The 20,203-nt window shown below is 62.2% G+C and carries 18 protein-coding genes; 5 read left to right on the top strand and 13 right to left on the bottom strand.

Annotated features, from left to right (window positions below):
• Positions 1-94: 94 nt before the first annotated feature.
• Positions 95-358, bottom strand: coding sequence for a hypothetical protein (locus tag C3Y91_RS14490; protein WP_012755985.1), 264 nt, complete (start codon positions 356-358; stop codon positions 95-97).
• 91 nt (positions 359-449) lie between these two features.
• Complete coding sequence (locus tag C3Y91_RS14485) at positions 450-710, bottom strand: BON domain-containing protein (protein ID WP_138334478.1); 261 nt, start codon at positions 708-710, stop codon at positions 450-452.
• A gap of 176 nt (positions 711-886) precedes the next feature.
• On the opposite strand from C3Y91_RS14485, the gene C3Y91_RS14480 reads away from it, so the two are divergent.
• On the top strand, positions 887-1,153 hold the full coding sequence (locus C3Y91_RS14480; RefSeq protein ID WP_130689285.1) for a hypothetical protein: 267 nt from the start codon (positions 887-889) through the stop codon (positions 1,151-1,153).
• 107 nt (positions 1,154-1,260) lie between these two features.
• Positions 1,261-3,318 (top strand): ATP-dependent helicase, encoded by a 2,058-nt coding sequence (locus C3Y91_RS14475; RefSeq protein ID WP_168575495.1) that lies wholly within the window; start codon positions 1,261-1,263, stop codon positions 3,316-3,318.
• A gap of 11 nt (positions 3,319-3,329) precedes the next feature.
• Here C3Y91_RS14475 and C3Y91_RS14470 read toward each other — a convergent pair whose 3' ends face one another.
• The 5 genes from C3Y91_RS14470 to mscL form a co-directional block, all read right to left on the bottom strand.
• Positions 3,330-4,394 (bottom strand): enoyl-CoA hydratase/isomerase family protein, encoded by a 1,065-nt coding sequence (locus tag C3Y91_RS14470; RefSeq protein WP_168575494.1) that lies wholly within the window; start codon positions 4,392-4,394, stop codon positions 3,330-3,332.
• Positions 4,395-4,463: 69 nt separating this feature from the next.
• Positions 4,464-6,425, bottom strand: a complete 1,962-nt coding sequence (locus tag C3Y91_RS14465; RefSeq protein WP_024321000.1) for a putative bifunctional diguanylate cyclase/phosphodiesterase — start codon at positions 6,423-6,425, stop codon at positions 4,464-4,466.
• Positions 6,426-6,571: 146 nt separating this feature from the next.
• Positions 6,572-7,606, bottom strand: a complete 1,035-nt coding sequence (gene galE, locus C3Y91_RS14460; protein WP_075224277.1) for a UDP-glucose 4-epimerase GalE — start codon at positions 7,604-7,606, stop codon at positions 6,572-6,574.
• Positions 7,607-8,043: 437 nt separating this feature from the next.
• Entirely contained in the window at positions 8,044-9,210 is a 1,167-nt protein-coding gene (locus tag C3Y91_RS14455) for a pyridoxal phosphate-dependent aminotransferase (protein WP_164567351.1), read from the bottom strand.
• 111 nt (positions 9,211-9,321) lie between these two features.
• Positions 9,322-9,759 (bottom strand): large conductance mechanosensitive channel protein MscL, encoded by a 438-nt coding sequence (gene mscL / locus C3Y91_RS14450; protein WP_018072471.1) that lies wholly within the window; start codon positions 9,757-9,759, stop codon positions 9,322-9,324.
• Between the two features lie 206 nt (positions 9,760-9,965).
• Here mscL and C3Y91_RS14445 point away from each other — a divergent pair, with 206 nt between their 5' ends.
• Positions 9,966-13,490: a PAS domain-containing hybrid sensor histidine kinase/response regulator gene (locus tag C3Y91_RS14445; RefSeq protein WP_164567352.1), complete on the top strand. Its 3,525-nt coding sequence runs from the start codon at positions 9,966-9,968 to the stop codon at positions 13,488-13,490.
• Positions 13,491-13,515: 25 nt separating this feature from the next.
• Here C3Y91_RS14445 and C3Y91_RS14440 read toward each other — a convergent pair whose 3' ends face one another.
• Positions 13,516-14,073, bottom strand: coding sequence for a TetR/AcrR family transcriptional regulator (locus tag C3Y91_RS14440; protein WP_018072469.1), 558 nt, complete (start codon positions 14,071-14,073; stop codon positions 13,516-13,518).
• 137 nt (positions 14,074-14,210) lie between these two features.
• On the opposite strand from C3Y91_RS14440, the gene C3Y91_RS14435 reads away from it, so the two are divergent.
• Positions 14,211-15,413, top strand: coding sequence for an MFS transporter (locus C3Y91_RS14435; protein WP_168575493.1), 1,203 nt, complete (start codon positions 14,211-14,213; stop codon positions 15,411-15,413).
• A 6-nt stretch (positions 15,414-15,419) separates the two neighbouring features.
• On the opposite strand, the gene C3Y91_RS14430 is transcribed toward C3Y91_RS14435, so the two are convergent.
• Together C3Y91_RS14430 and C3Y91_RS14425 are read right to left on the bottom strand one after the other, a co-directional pair.
• A complete protein-coding gene (locus C3Y91_RS14430) occupies positions 15,420-15,863 on the bottom strand; it encodes a nuclear transport factor 2 family protein (RefSeq protein WP_168575492.1) in 444 nt (147 codons plus the stop codon).
• Between the two features lie 110 nt (positions 15,864-15,973).
• Positions 15,974-16,378 (bottom strand): GFA family protein, encoded by a 405-nt coding sequence (locus C3Y91_RS14425; protein ID WP_130654534.1) that lies wholly within the window; start codon positions 16,376-16,378, stop codon positions 15,974-15,976.
• A gap of 115 nt (positions 16,379-16,493) precedes the next feature.
• On the opposite strand from C3Y91_RS14425, the gene C3Y91_RS14420 reads away from it, so the two are divergent.
• Entirely contained in the window at positions 16,494-16,937 is a 444-nt protein-coding gene (locus C3Y91_RS14420) for a MarR family winged helix-turn-helix transcriptional regulator (protein WP_168575491.1), read from the top strand.
• Between the two features lie 177 nt (positions 16,938-17,114).
• Here C3Y91_RS14420 and C3Y91_RS14415 read toward each other — a convergent pair whose 3' ends face one another.
• The 3 genes from C3Y91_RS14415 to C3Y91_RS14405 form a co-directional block, all read right to left on the bottom strand.
• Complete coding sequence (locus tag C3Y91_RS14415; protein WP_003545273.1) at positions 17,115-17,324, bottom strand: cold-shock protein; 210 nt, start codon at positions 17,322-17,324, stop codon at positions 17,115-17,117.
• Between the two features lie 264 nt (positions 17,325-17,588).
• A complete protein-coding gene (locus C3Y91_RS14410; RefSeq protein WP_168575490.1) occupies positions 17,589-19,802 on the bottom strand; it encodes a 3-hydroxyacyl-CoA dehydrogenase NAD-binding domain-containing protein in 2,214 nt (737 codons plus the stop codon).
• A gap of 16 nt (positions 19,803-19,818) precedes the next feature.
• The gene (locus C3Y91_RS14405) at positions 19,819-20,202 is read right to left on the bottom strand and encodes a cupin domain-containing protein (RefSeq protein ID WP_018072462.1); all 384 of its coding nucleotides are present in this window, start codon (positions 20,200-20,202) and stop codon (positions 19,819-19,821) included.
• Position 20,203: the final 1 nt, after the last annotated feature.

Genomic DNA, 20,203 nt, shown 5'->3' with positions numbered 1-20,203 from the left:
CAATAAAAGATGCCCAGCCATCATGATGATGGTTAGAGGCTCGTCACCTCTGCGGAAACGCAGGCGAGCCTCGTCCGAGCAGGACCGCCTTTTTTCAGCAATCCGCGCCGCTCTCATTCTCGATCTCGACATAACCGACGCCGATGATCGTGCCGTCCGCCGCGCGAATGAAAGAGGGGAGATAGTGAGGCTCTACCGGCTGGCAGGCGACGGTCCCGGTATATTCGTTGAGGGCGATCTGGTCCTTCGGCAAAGCGGAATAATTCGTGCCGGTTTCCAGCGAAGCATGGGCGGAGCCGGCAAAGACACCGCAACCCACTATCAAGGTCGTTGCCCAGAGGCGAGGAAGCAACTGCATGAGAGTCTCCAGCGTTTAGGTCCGGCCTTTCAACACGCGAGAGAGCATTTTGGTTCCCTTCATGCATCGCAAAGAGATGAGCGCGAGCCGTCTAGCGTCGCAGCAAGCGAGCACGCACATAGCCCCGGCCGACGACGCCCTCGGCGATCTCGATCGCCCGCTCGACATCACCCCGCTGGCGCACGAAACCTTCCAGGATCACATAGGAGCCCGATATGCTGACGGTGATTTCGCCGGCTTCGATATCGGCGGCCGCATGAAGGGCGCTTTCCACCGAGGCGCGCGTCGCGGCATCGCTGTGGCCCTGCCGGCCGGGCTCGCCATGCCCCGTGAATGCTGGAAAGCCGAGCACCGTGAACGTTTCCTGATGTTGGTTGATGTCTGTTAACGCCGCAGCGACGCATTTCGTTGCGTCCCCCGGAAAAGAAGAGCCTGCTCGACAGCGATACCTGCGCGTTGGCATGGGCTACCCTTGGCGAAAGGCGCCGCGGCTTCCATATCTGGCTGCAATCGAAAGGGATGATGACGATGAAAGCGCTTTTGCCTGCCTTGTTTGCCGGGGCAATGCTTGCCGGCTGCTCCGCGGCCGATACGCCGGCACTGGAACCCATTCCCGGCAGCATTACCTATGGCGGCCAGCCGCGAACGAAGCTCACCAAATCGCCGGTCGGCAGCGCCGTCTACAACCAGTTCTACAACGGGACGGGCCAGCGCGTGGAGGAAACCTATATCCTTCAGCCCGACCGCAGCCTGAAGCTGGTACGGCGCGAGATCGGCCCGGATTTTCCCGACTGAGATGTTGCGCGCGCGCCAGATCGCTTGACAGGGACGGCAATCGCGAACATTCAAGGAACATCTAATCTTTCCCCAGTGATTCTGCGGGAGCCCGACCGGACGGCTGGATGTATCTCGAAAAGCTCAATCCGCAGCAGCGCATGGCCGTCGAGCACGGCACGCTCATCGACGGCAGCCATATTGCCGGGCCGCTGCTGGTCATTGCCGGCGCCGGCTCGGGCAAGACGAATACCTTGGCGCATCGCGTCGCCCATCTCATCGTCAAGGGCGCTGATCCCCGCCGCATCCTGCTGATGACCTTCTCGCGCCGGGCAGCCGCCGAGATGGCGCGGCGTGTCGAGCGCATCTGCCGCGATGTGCTTGGTGCGAATGCCGGCGTGATGGCGGATGCGCTTTCCTGGTCCGGCACCTTCCACGGCATCGGCGCGCGGCTGTTGCGCGATTATGCGGAGCAGATCGGTCTGGATCCTGGGTTTACCATCCACGACCGCGAAGACAGTGCCGATCTGATGAACCTGATCCGGCACGACCTCGGCTTCTCGAAGACGGAAAGCCGTTTTCCCACAAAAGGCACGTGCCTTGCCATCTATTCCAGGGCGGTGAATTCGGAAACCGCGCTCGACCTCGTGTTGCGCGACGTCTTTCCCTGGTGCGCGACGTGGGAGAAACAGCTGCGCGAACTTTTCGCCTGTTATGTCGAGGCCAAGCAGAGCCAGAACGTGCTCGATTACGACGATCTGCTGCTCTACTGGGCGCAGATGGTCGGCGAGACTGTCATTGCCGAGGATATCGGCAGCCGTTTCGACCATGTGCTGGTCGACGAATATCAGGATACCAACCGGTTGCAGGCCTCGATCCTGCTGGCGCTGAAACCCCAAGGCCAGGGGCTGACCGTCGTCGGCGACGATGCGCAATCGATCTATTCCTTCCGTGCCGCGACCGTGCGCAACATCCTCGATTTTCCCGCCGCCTTCAGCCCGGCCGCCAATATCGTCACGCTCGACCGCAACTACCGCTCGACGCAGCCGATCCTCGCCGCCGCCAACGCCGTCATCGATCTCGCCTCGGAGCGCTTCACCAAGAATCTCTGGACCGAGCGGCAATCGTCCGAGCGGCCCCGCCTCGTCACGGTGCGCGACGAGGCCGAGCAGGCGCGCTACGTCGCCGACATGGTGCTCGACAACCGCGAGGAAGGCCTCACGCTCAAGCAGCAGGCCGTGCTTTTCCGCGCCTCGCATCACAGCGGACCGCTGGAGGTCGAGCTGACCCGGCGCAACATTCCCTTCGTCAAGTTCGGCGGGCTGAAGTTTCTCGACAGCGCGCATGTGAAGGACATGCTGGCCGCTCTTCGCTTCGCGCAGAACCCGCGCGACCGGGTGGCGGGCTTCCGGCTGATGCAGATCCTGCCGGGGGTCGGACCGTCGACGGCGCAGAAGACGCTCGACCTGATGGCCGAGGATGCCAGCCCGATTTCTGCTCTTGCTGCCATGCCGGCGCCGGCGCGCTCCGGCGAGGACTGGACGACTTTCGTTTCGGTGCTGCAGGAGCTGAAGACCGGCAAGGCCGGCTGGCCGGCGGAAATCGGCCTGGCGCGGCAATGGTACGCGCCGCATCTGGAACGGCTGCACGAGGATGCAGCGACGCGGCAGGCCGACCTGCTGCAGCTCGAGCAGATCGCCGGCGGTTATGCCTCGCGCGAGCGCTTTCTGACCGAACTCACCCTCGATCCGCCGGATGCGACCAGCGACCAGGCGGGCGTGCCGCTTCTCGACGAAGACTATCTCATCCTGTCGACCATCCATTCCGCCAAAGGCCAGGAATGGACGAGGGTCTTCATGCTGAACGTCGTCGACGGCTGCATACCGAGCGATCTCGCCGTCGGCACCACTGCCGAAATCGAAGAGGAACGCCGGCTGCTCTATGTCGCGATGACGCGCGCCAGGGATGGTCTCGACCTCGTCGTGCCGCAACGCTTCTTCACTTACGGGCAGAACTCGCAGGGCGACCGGCACGTCTATGCCTCGCGCAGCCGCTTCATTCCCGCGACCCTGCTGCAGTTCTTCGAGGCCTGCAGCTGGCCGCAGGGGAAATCGGAGGCCGCTCAAGCCCAAGCGCGGCAGGTGCGCATCGATGTCGGCGCCCGCATGCGCGGCATGTGGCGATAACCGGATCGAGTTTAGAGTGAAAGCGGCGGCTCGGCCGGTTTCAGGAAATTCTCGACCGTTGATGCCTGCACGGCATCGACTGATGCCGGCGACCATTGCGGATTGCGGTCCTTGTCGATGACGGCGGCGCGAATACCCTCGAAGAAATCGGGATTATCAAGCATCTGCAGGCAGGCACCGAGTTCGCGGCCGAGGCATTCGGCAAGCGAGGCGCTGCGGCGCCCGGCTCGCAACAGCCGCAAAGCGAGCTTCAGGCTGGTCGGTGAACGCGTGTGCAGCACCCGGCGAGTCTCGGCGGCGAATTCGCTCTCCTCCTCGGCGAGTGCTGCCAGGATCTCCTCGACGCTGTCGAAACGAAATGCGCGATCGATCGTCGCCGCGTTCTGCCGCAGCCGACTTTCTCCCGCGGGCTCAGAAAGCGCCTGCAGCACGGCATCGACATCGCCGGATGAGCTGGCGTGGGGCAGGTTCGAGAGAGCATCGATCGCTTCGCCCAGCCGCGACGAGGCGATCTGAAGGTCGGCAAGCCCAGCGTGGATCGCATCGGCCGCACCGATATCGAGCCCTGTCAGGCCGAGCCATGTTCCGGCTTCGCCGGGGCCACGCGGCAGCAGCCAGGTGGCGCCGACATCCGGGACATAGCCGATGCCGGTTTCGGGCATGGCCAGCCGGGTGCGCTCGGTGACGACGCGGTGGCGGCCGTGCGCCGACATGCCTACGCCGCCGCCCATGGTGATGCCGTCCATCAGCGCGACATAGGGTTTGGGATAGGCGGCAATCATATGGTTGAGGCGGAACTCCTCGCGCCAGAAGCTTGCCGCCAGGCCGTCGCCGGCGCGGGCACTCTCATGCAGGGCGCGGATATCGCCGCCGGCACAGAAGCCGCGTTCGCCCTCTCCCGTCGCCACGACGCTCGCCACCTCGGGATCACCGGCAAAGTCGTGAAGGGCCGCAGTGATCGCCCGGATCATCGGCAGGGTCAGGCTGTTCAGCGCTCGCGGCCGGTTGAGCCGGATGACGCCTGCGGTACCCCGCCGTTCAATGATGACTTCGTCTTGCCGTTCGTTGTCCTGCATGTTCACCTCATCTATTACGACCATGAATAGACGACGATGACGGATCGCTCCAGTCGATTTAAGGTCGGCTCAGGCAGACAGCGAATTGCGGGCGGAGGCTGCAGCTTCGCACCGGGCGGCGTAGTCGATGGCAAGTTCCAGCGGCAGCGGCCGCGAGAAATGATAGCCCTGCGCCAGACGTACGCCCATCGCCTTCAATCCCTCGGCGATCTCTTCGCTTTCGACGCCTTCGGCGACGGAGGCGATGCCGAGATTCTGGCAGAGATTGGCGACCGAGCGGGTAATGTTCATGCAACGGGCGTCACGATCGAAATTCATCACGAAGGACTTGTCGATCTTCAGCTTGTCGAAGGCGAGACGATGAATATGGCTGAGGCTCGAATAGCCGGTGCCGAAATCATCAAGCGCGATCGAGATGCCGGCAGCGCGCAGCATTGATATCACCTGGTCGGCGGTGTCGAAATCGGAGAGCAGCGCCGTCTCGGTGATCTCGAATTCGATGCGCCTGGGATCGATGCCGGAGCGGGTGATCATGGCCAGCAGCGCCATCGAGGTTTCGTGGTCGCAGATATCGCGCGCCGAGAGATTGAAGGACAGCCTGAGATGCCGTGGAATGATCGCCAGCGCTTCGAGCGCCTTGGCGAAGAGGATGCGGGTTATGCGGCCGATGACGGCCGTGCGCTCAGCAGCCGGAATGAAGGCGTCTGGACTGATGCGGCCGAAGCGGGCGCTGTCCCAGCGGGCAAGCGCCTCGTAAGCGACGACGCGGCCGCTCCTCAATTCGACGATCGGCTGATAGTCGAGTTTCAATTCCTTGGCGAAATCGTTCGCCTGCAGTTCGAGTTCGATCAGGTGGCGCTGCGTCAGAATCTTCTCGTGGTCGGCCGAGAAGAATTCGACGCCGCTGCTGCGCTTGCTCTTGACCTGGTAGAGGGCGAAATCCGCTTTCTCGTAGAGATCCTCGGCGGTGTATGCGCCGATATCGGGATAGACTATGCCGCAGGAGCCGAAGACGCGGACCGAGCCGTCGGGGATTTCGAAAGGGTCGCGGACGGCAGCACAGAGCGCCTGGCCGAGATCGGCGATCGCCTGGCGTGTCATTGAGCAGGGAAAGATGATACCGAACTCATCACCGCCGAGACGGGAGACGATGCCCTCTTCGCCGACCAGCGCGACGAAGCGGCGGGCCGTCTCCTTGAGCACGAGATCGCCGGCGGCATGGCCGAAGACATCGTTGACCGGCTTGAAGCCATCGAGATCGAGAATGCCGAGGACGGGCGGCGAGGACGGATCTTTCTGCAGCCGTTTTTCCAGCGAGAGAAAGAAGCTGCGGCGATTGGCAAGGCCGGTCAGCTGGTCATGCAGGGCGTTGCGGCTGTTGACGAGGTTCAGCTCCTCGGCTTCCGCCTGCTTCTGCTTCAGTTCCTCGGTCAATTGCACGAGACCGACGAAATTCTGGAAATAGCTGTTGATCACCCGGAGGAAGGGCAGGATCAGGAAGAGACCGCTGACGGCAGTCGCGACGAAAACGGGATTGCCCGAAAACATGAAGGTCGCGACCATGGCCGAGAAAGTGATGACCGTGGTCAGCGCCGCCGCCATCGGCAGATGCATCAGGCAAAAGATGCAGGAAATGCCGGTGACAACGAGGAAATAGGCGATCTGGCCCTGCTGGGAGGCATCGCCATACTGGTAAAGCGCAATCGCCCAGCCGCCGAAAGCGACGGTCAGGATACCGGCCCCAGCCATCGTGAGCTTCATCAGCCTGTAGGCCCGCTCGGCGGTCACATCTTCCTTGCCCCTGATCTCCCACCAGCAGAGACGGAAGACACAGACGACGCTCAAGGTCACAGGAATGTAGAGCGAGAGCCAAAGGGGGGCGGATTTGAGGTGGGTGATCGCCACTGCAAGGGCGTTGATGATCAGCAGGACATAGAGAATGGGGATCTGCGACGACAGGGCCTGGAACTGCGCCAGCAGAAGCGTCGGATTGTCTTTTTGCAGCTGCAATGAGGCCAGAAAGTTCTTCATCGTCTCTTTTCCGTTGGCCAGAGCCAGCCAGACAAAGCTTGATTTTCCTTATTCACGTCACGCCATGCGGCCCCGCAGCCGCGGGGATGATAAACAGGCTATTGCATCAGGCGCCTGAAGCGCTGCGCACTTTTGCTGGACGTGCTCTAGAAAGAAGCGGCGGCCAGTGCCCGGTGGATGCTGTGCAGGTCGTCGACACTCTTGTTCGACAGGAACAGTTCCCAATCGAGCGAGCTCTGGACGATGGTTTCCAGCGAATCGTATCTGGGCTTCCAGTCGAGCACCTGCCGGGCGAGCGAAGCGTCTGCGACGACGCTTGCCGAATCGCCGGCGCGCCGCGGCGCCATGTGGATCTTGAAGGAATGCCCGTGCAGGCGGGTGACCATGTTCAGCACGTCGAGCACGGAATAGCCGCTGCCATAACCGCAATTGGCAACGAGCGAGCCCTTGTCCCTGCGCAGGTGCTGCAGCGCTTTCAGATGCGCATCCGTGAGATCGCTGACATGGATGTAGTCGCGAACGCCGGTGCCGTCATGGGTGGGATAATCGATGCCGTAGACATTGACGCTGTCGCGCCTGCCGAGTGCTGCCTCGCAGGCGACCTTGATGAGGTGCGTGGCGCCTGAAGTCGACTGGCCGGCGCGATGATGCGGGTCGGCGCCGGCGACGTTGAAGTAGCGAAGCGCGACATAGTTGAAATCATAGGCGGCGGCGGCATCGCGCAGCATGAATTCGGTCATCAGCTTCGACTGGCCGTAAGGATTTTCCGGATTGAGAGGGGCCGTCTCCTTCACCGGCAGGTCGGTCTTTTGCTGACCGTAGACGGCCGCCGTCGAAGAGAAGACGAAGTTGCGGATACCGGCCTTGACCGAAGCGCTCAGCAGCGCCCGGGTCTTGCCGGAATTGTTGTCGTAATAGGAAAGCGGATCTGCGACCGAGACCGGGACGACGGCGGAGCCGGCGAAATGGATGATCGCCTCGATGTCGTTTTCGATGAAGACCTTTTTCAATATGTCGGGATCGGCAATGTCGCCGAGATAAAAACGCGCCGCCGGCGCCACGGCCCAGCGAAAGCCCGTGGAGAGACGGTCGAGCACGACCACATCCTCACCCGCATCGAGCAGCGCCCAAACCATGTGACTGCCGATATACCCGGCCCCGCCCGTCACCAAAACCGCCATGTCCCGCGTCCCTGCTTTCGTTTTTATAAGCAGGGGCATCAGGCGCCGGTTTTTCTTTCCAATTTTCTTATCGAACGGCCATTGGAAGGCCTTTGAACGGGTATGTTTGGAGTCGTGGTTAGAGGCCGATTTCGGGCTTTGCTAGAGTTTTATCGATCCGGCGATTCCGGCACAAAATCGCGGCGTTCGCGGCTGATGGCTGCCCCTCACCCTAACCTACCGGGGTCGAGCCACTCGTCTCGACCCGTCCTTCGGACCCCCGTAAAAACGGGGCGAGGGGACGTGCCATGCGGGACGTTGGCGAGGGACGGAGAGGGCGCGGCATATCCCCTTCGCCCCGCGAGCGGGGAGAAGGTGGCGGCAGCCGGATGAGGGGCAGCCCTCGCCGATCTCCTGGGCCGTGGATGACGCTCCTTTTCGCAGCAGGCCGACTGATGTCAGAGCTTGAGGATATAGTCGCAGAGCCGCTCGGCGGCGGTCGCCACCTGCGCGGGGTCACGCAGGAAGCAGGCGCGTAGGAAGAGTTCGCCGCCTCGGCCGAAGGCCGTTCCGGGAGCGAGGCCGACGCCTGTCTTGTCGACGATGTCGAGCGCTGCCCTGCGGCTGTCAGCGACGCCGTCGATCTTCAGGAAGGCGTAGATCGCGCCGTCCGGCTTCAGCGTCTCGACGCGGTTGGTGGCGACAAGCGCATCGCAGAGGATATCGCGGGAGCGGGCCGCCTTGGCGATATTGGCAGCGACGAAATCGTCGCCGTGATCAAGGGCTGCGACGGCGCCCTTCTGCATGAACTGCGCCACGCCCGATGTCGAATACTGGATGAGGTTTTCGAGCACCTGGCCCATCTCAGGGGGTGCTACAATCCAGCCGACGCGCCAGCCGGTCATCGACCAGTTCTTCGAGAAGGAATTGACGAAGATGACCTTGTCGCCCTCTTCCATCACGTCGAGGAAAGAGGGCGCGCGGCCGCCGGCAAAGTAGTAGCGGGCGTAGATTTCATCCGCCATGATCCAGAGATCGTGCCGGCGGGCGAGCGCCAGGATATCGCCAAGATCCTGCTTCGTTGCCGTCCAGCCGGTCGGGTTCGACGGCGTGTTGATGAAGATGCCCTTGGTCTTCGGCGTGATCGCGGTTTCGATGCGGTTCAGATCGACCGCCCATTTACCACCTTCGAACTGCAGCTCGACACCAACGGAGCGCGCACCGGATATTTCGAGAGCGGCGGCGATGTTCGGCCAGGAAGGCGAGAGGTAAACCAGTTCGTCACCCGGCGAGGTCAGCGCCTGCACGGCGATCTGGATCGCCTGCATGCCGGAGCCGGTGACGTAGAAATGCTCGACCGGAAGCCGGATTCCGAAATGTCTGGTGTAATAATCCGAAAGCGCCTGGCGAAGCTCCGGAATGCCGCGCTGCCAGGTGTAGAAGGTCTCGCCGGCGGCAAGCGCGTCCATCGCCGCCCGGCTGATGAAATCGGGCGTCGCCAGATCGCCCTCGCCCACCCAGAGCGGCAGCAGACCCTCGCGGCCACGGGCGTAATTGACGACTTCGACGATCCCGCTTTCGGGCGCCGCTACTGCGCGCGGGCTAAGGCTGCTGACGATCGACATGCATATCTCCGGTTTCCGCCTTCATAGCGGATTTGTACCGGCAAATCCCATGACATCCAGTGATGGCTTATCGATTTTCATGATGATTGAGCCCGGCCGCAGCGGACGGGATCAAGCCGTCGGGCGCTTGGCGAGAAGATCGCGGATTTCCGTCAGCAGCTGAACGTCTGCCGGCGGCGGGGGCAGCTCTTCCGGTGCCGCCTTTTCCTGGCGCTCGATCTGGGCACGCATGGTGTTCACGCCCTTGACCATCAGGAAGATGATCCAGGCGAGAATGAGGAAGTTGATGAGCACGGTGAGAAAACTGCCATAGGCAAAGACCGCTCCCTGGGCGCGGGCGGCGGCAAGCGTCGGCGCGTTGACGGCCGACGACAGTGGAAAGAAGTAATTCGAAAAATCGAAGCCGCCGAAAATGGCGCCGACGATCGGCATAATGAGGTCATCCACCAGAGATTTGACGATGCCACCGAAGGCGCCGCCGATGATAACGCCGACCGCAAGATCCATGACATTGCCGCGGGCGATAAAGGCCTTGAACTCATTGAGCATCGGATCCGTCTCCCTCTGATACAATTGTTTTTATTAGCTACATCTTCATTGCAATTAATCAATCGGCAATCGTAATTATTTGGGGATACCCCGTGCGGTCTTTGACTTAAGGCCTAGACCGGCGGGAATTCTCAAAGTGCTCGAAATAACTTAAGCTGACCCATGTTGCGGGAGGTCCCGGCGGGTTTTCCGCCGGCGGAGGGTCAATGCTTCCAGGCTGGGTCATATTCGCGTCTGCCTTCGGCTATCTGCTCCTGCTTTTCGCCGTGGCGAGCTATGGCGACCGCAAGAACCGCGGCCCGGGCACGCGGCAAGGCGGCCCCGGCACGCTGGAAGGCGGATGGCCGGTAGTCTATGCGCTGAGCCTTGCGATCTACTGCACCTCCTGGACCTATTTCGGCAGCGTCGGGCTTGCGGCGCAGCGGGGCCTGGAATTTGCCGGCATCTATATCGGCCCCATCCTGGTCTTCACGCTCGGTATGCCGCTGCTTCGCCGTATCATCGAGCTCGCCAAGGCGGAGAAGCTCACATCGGTTGCCGACTTCGTCGCCGCCCGCTACGGCAAGAACTCGACGGTCGCAACGATCGTCGCATTGATCTCGCTGATCGGCGCCATTCCTTATATTGCGCTGCAACTCAAGGCGATCTCCAGCACCGTCAGCGCCATGGTCAATCCGTCCGATTACGGCATCGGCAGCGGCAACCTCTATTTCCTCGACCTGCCGCTCGTCGCAACGCTGGTGCTTGCCTGCTTCGCCATCATGTTCGGCACGCGGCATACAGATGCGACGGAGCATCAGGACGGCCTCATCCTCGCCGTCTCGATGGAATCCCTGGTCAAGCTCGTCGCCTTCCTGACGGCCGGCGTCTGCGTCATCTGGTTTCTCTTCGATGGCCCGACCGATCTCTGGCGCAAGACCGTCGACAATGAGCTGGTCATGTCGGCGCTCAGCTACCATACGCCGATCAGCCGCTGGATCACCCTGATCATCTTGTCGGCCTTTGCGATCATCCTGCTGCCGCGGCAATTCCACGTGACGGTTGTCGAAAACCGAACCCCGAAACAGCTGAAACTCGCCGGCTTCCTGTTTCCCACCTATCTCATATCAATCAATCTCTTCGTGCTGCCGGTGGCGATCGGCGGGCTGCTGACCTTCGGCGGCAGCGGCAATGCCGATTTCTACATGCTGTCGCTGCCGCTTGCCGGCCAGATGCCCGTTATTTCGCTGATCATCTTCATCGGCGGTTTCTCCGCCGCAACGGCGATGGTCATCGTCGATTCCGTCGCGCTGTCGATCATGGTGTCGAACGACATCATCATGCCGATCTTCCTCAGGCGCAAACTCGCCGGCCGCGCCAGCCAGCGCGACAATTTCGCCAAGACGCTGCTGAACATCCGCCGCAGCGCCATTTTCGCCGTACTGCTGTTCGGCTACGCCTATTACCGTTCGACCGACAGCACCGCCGGCCTTGCCTCGATCGGCCTTCTTTCCTTTGCCGCGATCGCGCAAATCGCCCCAGCGCTGTTCGGCGGGCTGATCTGGCGGCGGGCGAACGCGCGCGGCGCGATCCTCGGGCTTACCTCCGGTTTCGTCATCTGGATCTACCTGCTGTTCCTGCCCTCGCTCGGCGGCCCCAATTATTCCTATGTGGCGAGCGCCGTGCTCGGCTTCATCTTCCCCGGCACGACATTGTTCACCGCAGCCGACGCCGATCCGCTGGTCAATGCGACAGCGATGAGCCTGCTCGTCAACACCGCCTTCTTTATTGTCGGCTCGCTCACCCGCAACGCCAGGCCGCTGGAACGCATCCAGGCCGGCATCTTCGTCAAGCGGCATTCGCGCTCGCAATTTGCCACGCGCGGCTGGAAGACCCGCATCAGCGTCGGCGATCTCAAGGCGGCGATCTCGCGCTATCTCGGCGAAGAGCGCATGCAGCGCTCGTTGACGACCTACGAACAGAGCTCCGGCCGCAAGCTGGAGGACGAACAGCCGGCGGACATGGCGCTCATCCATTTCAGCGAACAGCTCCTCGGCAGCGCCATCGGCTCGTCTTCGGCCCGGCTGGTGCTGTCATTGATCCTGCAGAAGATCGAGGATGCCTCTTCCGACACGGCCTGGCTGCTCGACCAGGCGAGCGAGGCACTGCAATATAACCAGGACATGCTGCAGACAGCACTTTCGCAGATGGACCAGGGCATTGCGGTCTTCGACAGTTCCAACCGGCTGACGATCTGGAACCGGCGCTTCCGGCAATTGCTGGATCTGCCGGAAAGTGCCGGCCAGGTCGGTTTTCCCCTGTCCGATATCGTCACTACGCTCAGCCAGCGCGGCGATATCGCGCCCGGCGATCTCAGCCAGACGGTGCGACATTTCCTGACGCTCGACAAACCCTTTTCGCTGGTGCTCGGGGGCGGCGAGCGGATCATCGAGGTGCGTTCCAATGCCATGCCCGACAAGGGCATCGTCGCCACCTTCACCGACATCACCCAGCGCGTGAGTGCCGACCAGGCGCTGAAACAAGCGAATGAGACTCTGGAGCAGCGCGTTGCCGAACGTACGGCCGAGCTTACCCGCGTCAACCACGAACTCGGCGAGGCACGCGCCGCTGCCGACGAAGCGAATATTGGTAAGACACGTTTTTTTGCCGCCGCCGGCCACGATATCCTGCAGCCGCTCAATGCCGCCAGGCTCTATTCCTCGGCGCTGGTCGAGCGCATGGCGCAATCCGACAACAGCCTGATCGTGCGCAACATCGATTCCGCGCTGGAATCGGTCGAGACCATTCTCGGCGCGGTGCTCGATATCTCCAGGCTCGATACCGGCGCCATGCGACCGCGGCTTGCCTCCGTCGCGCTCTCCGACCTGCTGAAGCGTATCGAGACCGATTTCGCGCCGATCGCCCGCGAAAAGCAGCTGAAGCTGGTGGTCATGCCGACGTCGCTCAGGGTCCGCTCCGACCCCAACCTGCTGCGCCGGCTGGTGCAGAACCTCGTCTCCAACGCCATCAAATACACGATCAGCGGTAAGGTGCTGGTCGGCGCGCGGCGGCGCGGCAACCAGGTGATCATCCAGGTGATCGATTCCGGCATCGGCATTCCGCCATCGAAATTCCGCACCGTGTTCAAGGAATTCGCGCGGCTGGACGAGGGCGCGAAAACCGCCTCCGGCCTCGGGCTCGGCCTTTCGATCGTCGACCGCATCGCCCGTGTGCTCAACCATCCGGTCGAGCTGCACTCGACGCATGGCAGGGGCACGGAATTCCGAATCGCCATGCCGCTCGACGTCTCGCGCCCGGCCGAGGCCACAGCGGCCGTCACGCCCGCCGACCGTCCGGGACAGCCGCTGAGCGGGCTGAAAATCCTCTGCATCGACAATGAGCCGAAGATCCTCGAGGGCATGCGGCTCTTGATCAGCGGCTGGGGCTGCGAGGTGGCGGCGCTGGATTGTCTTGCCGACGTGATATCAATCGACGGTCGGGACGGACCGCCAGATATCGTCATCGCCGATTATCATCTCGGCGACGGCACCGGCATTGCCGCTATCCTGCATCTGCGCCGGCAATTCGGCGCCGATATTCCCGCTTTGCTGATCACGGCCGACCGCACGCCGGAGGTGCGCAGCGAGGCCGAGCGATACGGCATCGCCGTTCAGCACAAACCGGTGCGGCCGGCGGCACTGCGCGCCTATATCACCCAGATTTCCGGCCTCAAGCGCGCAGCCGCGGAGTAGCGGAGTAGCGGAGTAAGAGATCCGCTCAGTCCGTCGCGCCCATGACACGGGCGACCAGATCGCGCACGCGCGCTGCATCCGGCACGTCACCGAACAGGATGCGGTACATGATCGGCGCCACGACCTGGTCCATGACGCGGTCAACATCCGGAAAGACCTCGCCGCGGGCCTTTGCCCTCTCGGCGATGACGCCGATCTGCTGGCGGGTAAATTCAGCGCATTTGCAGGCATTTGCGCCCGCCTGCGCCGCCAGCACGTCGCGGATCATCTCGCGGCCCGGCCCGGAGGACATTTCCTCGGCATATTGCTCGGCCCAGGCTTCGAGATCGGCCTTGCCACTGCCGGCATCGACCGGCTGCATATCCGGGCGCAGCCGATCGACGGCGACATCGGCGAAAAGCTCCTGCAGGTCGCCCCAGCGGCGATAGATGGTCGATGGCGTCACCCCCGCCTTGCCGGCGATCAGGGGGATCGTCACGTCGGCGCGGCTCATCTCGGCCATCAGCTCACGGACCGCCTTGTGCACCGATGCCTGAACCCGGGCGCTTCTGCCGCCCGGACGGAGATTCTCTTTCACTGTCATGCGGGCAACCCGACTTTCTCTCCTTGATGCCGATGGTTCAAAATCTTTGACAGACCTATTAACGCAAAGAATTTGCTTTTACGAAATGCCTGCTCTACATAAGCTAACGCAACGGCTTAGCTTTAAGGAGCTTATATATGTTCGTCGCAGCCAAATCCACCGAGAATTCGCCGCGCGCCTCGATCGGCTTTCATGCGCTGACGCTCGCCACCTTCTTCGGCGCCTCCGCGGCGCCGACGCCGCTCTACCGGATTTATCAGGAAAACTTCTCCGTCTCGCCGGTGCTGATCACGGTGATTTTCGCGGTCTACGCCTTCGCGCTGCTGGCGGCGCTGCTGACCGCTGGCTCAATCTCCGACCACCTCGGCCGCAAGCCGGTAATCTTCTTCGCCCTTGTGCTCGAAATCGTCGCCATGGCGCTCTTCGTCGTCGCAAGCGGTCCCGGCTGGCTGATCGCAGCACGGATCGTGCAGGGGCTGGCAACGGGAATCGCCGGCGCCTCGCTCGGAGCGGCGCTCGTCGATGTCGACCGGGCAAAGGGACAGATCGTCAACTCGATCGCACCGCTTTCCGGCATGGCGGTGGGCGCGGTCGGCACCAGCGCCTTGATCCAATACGGCCCCTTCCCGATGCATCTGATCTATGCGCTGCTGCTCGTCGCCTTCACGCTGCAGGCGGCGGCCATCTGGCTGACGCACGAGACCGGCGGCACGCGGCCGGGCGCACTCGGCTCGCTGATCCCGCGGGTCACCGTTCCGCCGCAGGTGAAGCGACCGCTCTCGCTGGTGACACCGATCAACATCGCCAACTGGACGCTTGCCGGCTTCTATCTCTCGCTGGTCCCGTCCTTGGTCGCCACCACGACCGGCAGTCGGGCGCCGCTGACGGGCGGGGCCGTCGTCACCGCATTGATGGTGAGCGGAGCGATCGCCGTCTATCTCAGGCGCAGCAAGACGGCCTCGGCCAATCTCGCTTTCGGCGTATCGGCCAAGACGCTCGGCATCCTGACGGTCGTTGCCGGCGTGCATCTCGCCAATGTGCCGCTGCTGCTGATCGGCACGATTTTCACCGGTGCCGGTTTCGGCACCAATTTCCTCGGTTCGATCGGCACAATCATGCCGCTCGCCAAACCGGATGAGCGGGCCGGGCTGCTGTCGGCCTTTTATGTCCAGAGCTACCTCGCCTTCAGCCTGCCGGCGATCCTGGCCGGGTTCCTGGCGAAATCGGCCGGTTACGCACTGACGACGGACATCTATGCGACGGCGATCCTGCTTTTGATGGGCGTCGGACTGATGAGCATTCGCGCCGACCGGCGGAAGGTCGCGGGGAGTGCTGCCTGACAGTCTTTACGGTTTGAGGTCGAGCAGCGCCCGGCCGCTGCCGTCCATGGCGAAGGGCACCGAGGCGTGCTGATGGGCAACCAGCCAGCGGCCATCCTGCTTGACGAGGCCGAGGGTCTGGCGGAACCAGAGATCGACCGCGGTGCCATCGGTCTTGGTCCCGGTCATGCGCATGAGGCCGCTCCAGAAGGCGACATCCTCTCCGGCCGTCAGTCTGGCATCGCGCACCTCGCCGCCGATCGGGCCTTCCCAGGTATCGAACCAGACCTGCAGACCCGCTTCGTCCTGGCCGTAATAGACGAGCGGCGGCGCCAGCGAAAATTCGACGGAATCCTCGGCCTCATAGGAAAGCGCGTCGCTGGCGTTCTTCTCACCCAGCGCCTTGGCGCGCATCATCAGCATGGCGATGATCGCCTCTTCCTCAATCCTGGCGTTCTCTTCGTCTTTCACGATCGTTCTCCTTCTCCGTTATGGACAGAGGACGAAGGGGAGGACGACGATCCGACATCGACATCTGCACAATTCCAGCAAAAGCGCTGCGCAGTTTTGCTGGAATTGCTTTAGAGATAACTCGTCACTGTCGGTTCGTTCCACCAGGCATCGTGCCTGCCATCGGCATAACGGACAGGCAGTGCTGCCAGTTCCTCGGGCGTGATATTGTCGAGGCAGGCGATGTTGATCGAGACATAGGCGCCGCCGATCGCTTCGACATAACCGTCACCATAGGCCGGCACACCGCAAGTACGGCAGAAGCGATGATGACCGCTCATGGTGTTGAACTGATAGTCGGACGTTTCCGCCTGGTCGCACATCAGCCGGAAATCCTCCGGCTTGACGTTGGCGCCCCAATAGCGGCGCTTGGCGCAGATCGAACAATTGCAGCGGCCGGTGCCTTCCTCGAGGTCCATGTCCACCTCATAGTGCACTTTGCCGCAATGGCAGCTTCCCTTGTAGGTTTTCTTCATGGCGCTCTCCTCCTTCGACGTTGCCTTCAGTCTCCGTATATGACAATATGTTGTCATTATGGATGAGATACAAAATCGACAACATGTTGTCAAACAAAATCGACCGGAGCGGACAATGGAAGGGGATGCCTTTTCCGCTTTCGCCATCACCGCCCTTCGCCTCGCCGGCCATCTGACGGCGGCGGGCGACCAGCTGGCAAAGCCGGCAGGACAGACGAGCGCGCGCTGGCAGGTGCTGGCGGCGGCACGACGCAGCGACATGTCGGTGGCGCAGATCGCCCGCGCACTCGGCGTCGCCCGCCAAGGCGTGCAGCGGCTCGCCGACGTGCTGGAGAGCGAAGGGCTGATCGCCTATGCCGACAACCCGCAGCACCAGCGCGCCAAGCTGGTGCTGCTGACGGCAGAAGGGGCGGCGCGGCTCGGTGTCATCGAGATCGCGCAAGCCGGATGGGCCGACGGACTGGGCGCCGCGTTCACGCCAGCGGAACTCGATGCCGCACGTGCGGTGATGGCGCGAGTCATGGACAGGCTGGGGGGTGGCGAGGTGCCAGGAGATTGAGTATTCATGCTTCCGATGATGCGGCAAACATTCCTGCGGGCGAGCGGATAGAGCACAACATCAGCCAACCAGACACAAAAAAAGGCCGGGGTAACCCGACCTTCCCTGCTATCTCAACGAACCGTGCCAGTACATCCGTGGTCACGATCCGGAGATGATATTTAGAGCCTTGAAGGCTCAGGCCGCCTGGAGGCGGTCTGCCGACATCTTGCCGGACTTGTTGTCGCGGACGAGCTCGTAAGACAGCTTCTGGCCATCCTTGAGATCGCGCATGCCAGCGCGTTCAACGGCGGAGATGTGGACGAAAACGTCGGCTGCGCCGTCATCCGGCTGAATGAAGCCGAAGCCCTTGGTTGCGTTGAACCACTTTACGGTACCTGTGCTCATGACGATATCCTTTTCGAATCGTTCATAGAAGATTGCAGCTCGGATAAATGCCAAGCGGCGATGAAAACCGATTTTGGAGGAAGTTCGCCAGGAACGACGCGAGGCCGTTTCAAAGTTCATCTAGCAAGATCGATGCGCGAACATGTAATCGGAAATTGTGTCCGTGACAAGGCCGCAGCAAGGGAAAGTCGAATTCAAATGGCGAGGGTGAAGTCGAATAATTCTTGAACGTCGTAGCGCCGCGGCAGGATGGGTAAAGGCGGCCTAAGCCGCCTTCCCCAGCTTCGCATAGGGGTCGAACCGGCCGTAAAACGTCTCGCCCTTGGCGGCCATGTCCTTCAGCAGCGGCGTCGGCTTGAAGTGACTTCCGTAAGCAGTAGCTAACTTTTCCGCCAATTCCACGAAAGCCTGCGCGCCCATCCCGTCGATATAGCTCAGCGCCCCGCCGGTATAGGGCGCGAAGCCAAAGCCCAGGATCGAACCGACATCCGCTTCGCGCGGATCGGTGACGATGCCTTCCTCCACCGTGCGTGCGGCTTCGAGCGCGATGGTGACGAGGAAACGCTGTTTCAGGACGTTGACGTCGACCTCATCCGCCTGCTTCTGCGGATAGAAGGTCTTGAGGTCGGGCCAGAGGGACTTCTTGGCCGGCTTCGGCGGATAGTCGTAGAAGCCCTTGGAATTCTTGCGGCCGAAACGGCCCTCCTTTTCCACCATGCGGGAGATGAGTTCCATATGCCTGGGGTCGATGGCCTTTTCGCCGAGATCGGCGACCGTCGCCTTGAGGATCTTCAGCGAGAGGTCGATGGCGACCTCGTCATTGAGCGCCAGGGGACCGACCGGCATGCCGGCCATCTTGGCGGCATTCTCGATCATCACAGGCGGCACGCCCTCGATCAGCATGTCGTAGCTTTCCGACATGTAACGCAGCACGCAGCGATTGACGAAGAAGCCGCGGGTGTCATTGACGACGATCGGCGTCTTCCTGATGGCTGCGACATAATCAAGAGCGACGGCCAGCGCCCTGTCGCCGGTGTCGCTTCCGAGGATGACCTCGGTCAGCATCATCTTCTCGACAGGCGAGAAGAAGTGGATGCCGATGAAATCGGCAGGCCGTTTCGAGTTCCTGGCGAGACCTGAGATCGGCAGGGTCGAGGTGTTGGAGGCAAAGACCGCGCCTTCCGGCAAGACCGCTTCGACCGCCTCGATGACCGCCTTCTTCACCTCGCGATCCTCGAACACCGCCTCGATGACGAGATCGGCATTGGCGAGGTCGGCATAGTCTGCCGAGGGCGTGATGCGGGAGAGCAGTGTAGCCGCCTCGTCCTGCGTAAGACGTCCCTTACCGACCGAATCCTTGACTAGGCCTTCCGAGACGGTCTTGCCCTTGGTCGCCGCTTCGATGTCGCGGTCGATCAGCGTCACCGGAATGCCGGCGGCGGCCGTGACATAAGCGATCGAGGCGCCCATGAAGCCGGCGCCGACGACGCCGATATGTTTCAGCTCGGTCTTCGCGTGACCTGCCGGGCGGCGGGCGCCCTTGCCGAGCTCCTGCATGGAGATGAACAGCGAACGGATCATCGAGAAGGCTTCGCGGGTCTGCAGCACCTCGGTGAAATAACGCTGCTCGATCTTCAGGCCGGTATCGAACGGCACCTGGAGGCCTTCGTAGACGCATTTCAGGATGGCAAGTGCTGCCGGATAATTGCCCGATGTTTCCCGGCGCAAGATTGCCGGAGCCGCCGGCCAGAGCTGGGCGGAAGCCGGTGTCCAGATGCCGCCGCCCGGGGCCTTGAAGCCCTTCTCGTCCCAGGGGGCGACCGGCTTCAGGCCATCTTTGATCATCTGCTTGGCGGCGGGGATGAGCTGATCCGGCTCGACCACCTGATGCACGAGGTTCATCGCCTTGGCGCGGGAGCCGGTCAACGACTGGCCCGTCGTCATCATCTGCAGCGCATCCTGGGCGTTCGCCAGCCGTGGCACACGCTGCGTGCCGCCGGCGCCGGGGAAGATACCGACCTTCACCTCGGGCAGCGCGATCTTGACGCTCTTGGCATTGGAGGCGACGCGGCCGTGGCAGGCGAGCGACAGTTCGAAAGCGCCGCCCATGCAGGTGCCGTTGATGGCGGAAACCCAGGGCTTGCCGGACGTTTCGAGCTTGCGGAACAGGCCGCTCATGCGGCCAACCAGCCCGAAGAGGTTCTGCACCGCCGTCTCTGGGCTCTTTGCCTTCTCCTCCTGATAGGAACTGAACATCGACTTGATCATCGACAGATCGGCGCCGCCGGAGAAGGAGGACTTGCCCGAAGTGAAGACGACACCCTTGATGGCGGCATCGGCGGTCGTAGCGTCGATGATGGCGTCGAGTTCGGCCATCACCTCGGCGGTGAAGACGTTCATCGATTTGCCGGGCATGTCCCAGGTGACGACAGCGATGCCGTCGGCGTCGGTTTCGAGCGTGAAATTGGTGTAGGTCATTGGGTTTCCTCCCCGATCAGGCCGGCAAATGGCTGCGCTGCGCGTCTAAGGTCTTCGTCTTTTCGGTGACGACATCGCCGGTATGCTTGGTCTGCGACGGCTCGAAAAGCACGATCCAGCATTCCTCCTCGGCAACAGGATTATGCTCGACACCCCTCGGCACGACATGAAAATCGCCACTCTTGAGATGCACATGCGGGCGGTCGCGATATTCGATGGTCAGCGACCCCTTCCAGATGAGGAAAAGCTCGTCCTCGTCGCGGTGGGAATGCCAGGTGAGCTGGCCCTTAACCTTGGCGAGCTTGACGCTCTGGCCGTTGAGATCGGCGATGACGCGGGGCGACCAGTGCTCGGCGACCTCGGCATATTCGGTTTCGATCGTGCCGGTGTTAAAGCCCATC

This window comes from Rhizobium ruizarguesonis, from assembly GCF_012349115.1.
GTDB lineage: Bacteria > Pseudomonadota > Alphaproteobacteria > Rhizobiales > Rhizobiaceae > Rhizobium > Rhizobium ruizarguesonis.
Note: the sequence above shows the minus strand (reverse complement) of the source record. Positions and strands in the feature narration are given on the sequence as shown.

Excerpts from the sequence above, each read along its gene's own strand:
- C3Y91_RS14490 (WP_012755985.1), bottom strand. The coding sequence starts at position 358 with ATGCAGTTGCTTCCTCGCCTCTGGGCAACGACCTTGATAGTGGGTTGC.
- C3Y91_RS14480 (WP_130689285.1), top strand. The coding sequence starts at position 887 with ATGAAAGCGCTTTTGCCTGCCTTGTTTGCCGGGGCAATGCTTGCCGGC.
- C3Y91_RS14475 (WP_168575495.1), top strand. The coding sequence starts at position 1,261 with ATGTATCTCGAAAAGCTCAATCCGCAGCAGCGCATGGCCGTCGAGCAC.
- C3Y91_RS14470 (WP_168575494.1), bottom strand. The coding sequence starts at position 4,394 with ATGCAGGACAACGAACGGCAAGACGAAGTCATCATTGAACGGCGGGGT.
- C3Y91_RS14465 (WP_024321000.1), bottom strand. The coding sequence starts at position 6,425 with ATGAAGAACTTTCTGGCCTCATTGCAGCTGCAAAAAGACAATCCGACG.
- galE (WP_075224277.1), bottom strand. The coding sequence starts at position 7,606 with ATGGCGGTTTTGGTGACGGGCGGGGCCGGGTATATCGGCAGTCACATG.
- C3Y91_RS14455 (WP_164567351.1), bottom strand. The coding sequence starts at position 9,210 with ATGTCGATCGTCAGCAGCCTTAGCCCGCGCGCAGTAGCGGCGCCCGAA.
- mscL (WP_018072471.1), bottom strand. The coding sequence starts at position 9,759 with ATGCTCAATGAGTTCAAGGCCTTTATCGCCCGCGGCAATGTCATGGAT.
- C3Y91_RS14445 (WP_164567352.1), top strand. The coding sequence starts at position 9,966 with ATGCTTCCAGGCTGGGTCATATTCGCGTCTGCCTTCGGCTATCTGCTC.
- C3Y91_RS14440 (WP_018072469.1), bottom strand. The coding sequence starts at position 14,073 with ATGACAGTGAAAGAGAATCTCCGTCCGGGCGGCAGAAGCGCCCGGGTT.
- C3Y91_RS14435 (WP_168575493.1), top strand. The coding sequence starts at position 14,211 with ATGTTCGTCGCAGCCAAATCCACCGAGAATTCGCCGCGCGCCTCGATC.
- C3Y91_RS14425 (WP_130654534.1), bottom strand. The coding sequence starts at position 16,378 with ATGAAGAAAACCTACAAGGGAAGCTGCCATTGCGGCAAAGTGCACTAT.
- C3Y91_RS14420 (WP_168575491.1), top strand. The coding sequence starts at position 16,494 with ATGGAAGGGGATGCCTTTTCCGCTTTCGCCATCACCGCCCTTCGCCTC.
- C3Y91_RS14415 (WP_003545273.1), bottom strand. The coding sequence starts at position 17,324 with ATGAGCACAGGTACCGTAAAGTGGTTCAACGCAACCAAGGGCTTCGGC.
- C3Y91_RS14410 (WP_168575490.1), bottom strand. The coding sequence starts at position 19,802 with ATGACCTACACCAATTTCACGCTCGAAACCGACGCCGACGGCATCGCT.
- C3Y91_RS14405 (WP_018072462.1), bottom strand. The coding sequence starts at position 20,202 with ATGGGCTTTAACACCGGCACGATCGAAACCGAATATGCCGAGGTCGCC.